The sequence below is a fragment of the Siminovitchia thermophila genome (genome assembly GCF_016909185.1).
GTDB classification, from domain to species: domain Bacteria; phylum Bacillota; class Bacilli; order Bacillales; family Bacillaceae_C; genus Siminovitchia; species Siminovitchia thermophila.
In genome coordinates, this window is sequence record NZ_JAFBFH010000078.1 from 1 (window position 1) to 1896 (window position 1896).

1 protein-coding gene is annotated in these 1896 nt (G+C 42.5%); it reads left to right on the forward strand.

The genetic code is table 11. The features are described 5' to 3' along the window. Positions 1-225: 225 nt before the first annotated feature. A complete protein-coding gene (locus JOC94_RS22615) occupies positions 226-1737 on the forward strand; it encodes a transposase (protein ID WP_328799822.1) in 1512 nt (503 codons plus the stop codon). Positions 1738-1896: the final 159 nt, after the last annotated feature.

Consider the following 1896-nt stretch of genomic DNA (forward strand, 5'->3'; position numbering starts at 1 on the left):
ATAGACTCTCGGCATTCGCCGAGTTAGATGGGTCAAAGGATCTCTTGACCCAACTGTTTGATTCCCCTCCTACTTTGTAGGAGTTTTTTATTTTGATCAATATTTCTAACTGGAAATAAAATGTAGAAATATTGTCGTTAAACACTCAAAAATACTCTTGACTTTTCAAAAACGCCACAATAATCGCGGTTGAAGGGAGTTTTTTCCTTACTAACCAAGATTGAGGTGTTTTTATTGAAACCCGTTTTTGTTTCACATGAAGAATATCAGAATTTTGTTATGGATCAACTTCAGACTCACTATTCTGGCGGCATTTTAACACTGGTAAACAAAGACTGGCCTGTGATCACGAAACTTTGGATCACCGATCTTTCCGACATAACCGTAAGGCTGAGTGATGTATACGGGGCCAGAGGACCAGAACCACGGGATCCTGCATCCATGCTGCGGTCCTATCTGCTCCTACTCTTGACCAACCCCACCATGAGTATCACGGAATGGGTGGATGAACTTCACCGTGTTCCGCTTTACGCGATTCTCAGTGGTTTTGAACCAAGTGATACGCCTGGTGTGGGTACATTTCATGATTTTTTTGCTCGATTATGGGCAAGTGACAAAAAGAATGTGACCCACAAAAAGAAAAGTAAAAAGTCTCGTAAAAAGAAAGCGAAAAAAGGAAAAAAAGGCGAAAAGGCTCCAACAAAGCCTGGTCGTGTACAACGATTGGTCGAGTGGATCATTCCTAGATTAGATCAAAAAAAGGAACTCCCATCGGATCGCCTATTCGATTTCTTCCAATCCCAAATTCTTACTATTTCAGCCAAGTTGGGACTGCTCGGAAATGTGGATCAACTAAACGTTGCCGGTGACGGCACGCCCGTCGTCACCGGATCCCACATCCGAAGCAAGCCCACTTGTAACTGTCGCGCCCAAGGTATAGCGAATTGCAAGCACGGTCGAAAGTACTCTCAACCCGACTGTGACAGTGGCTGGGACAGCCACCGGGAAAAGTACTTCAACGGGTATCACCTCTACATGATTAATGCTTGCGACAGTCCATACGACTTGCCGTTATATCCGCGTCTGAATTTGGCTTCCTGCCATGACTCAGTAAGCTTCGTCGTTAGTTGGGCTGAGTTTTCGCAACGATTCAACTTGGGCGCGGTAGATAAAATGCTTCTAGATGCGGCACATGATGCTGAAGCTATTTATCAACTGCTCGATCAAAAACGGGTGGAACCAATCATCGATCTAAACAAACGGGCCAAGAAAAACTTAGAAACGATTGGGGATATACAAATATCTCCAGAAGGTGTGCCCATTTGTCCGATCGGAAAAAAGATGAAACCAAACGGTTATGACCATACACAAAACCGTCAAAAGTGGCGTTGTCCCTTGGCATGCGGAACTAAAAATACTTGTGAAAACCCTTGTTCTACTGCCAAATATGGACGAACCTATCATACAAAAAGTAAGGATAATCTACGTCTATTCCCGAAAACATCAAGGGAAACAGACAAATGGAAATTAATTTATAAACGACGCACTTCCGTCGAACGCTCAAACAAACGAGAGAAGATTGATTATCATTTAGAAGCTGGAAACCATCGGTCAACCATGATGTGGTACGTCCGAATATTCGGGATCATGATGTGTCAGCACATCGATGCTTGGTACACCCATCAAGAGGATGAACTAAGGTTCCTAAAAGACCATATTTTTGCACAAATAGCTTAGTTATCTGACTTTTTAAAAATTAAATAGCTGGAGCTTTATTTGGCATGCACTTTTTTGAAAACCCTATGAAAATGACCATCTCCTCATCAGATTACACTCCATTTCCAGTAAATTTTTGGGAATTCAGGAATTTACTCGTTTGGAATGCCGAGAGTATAT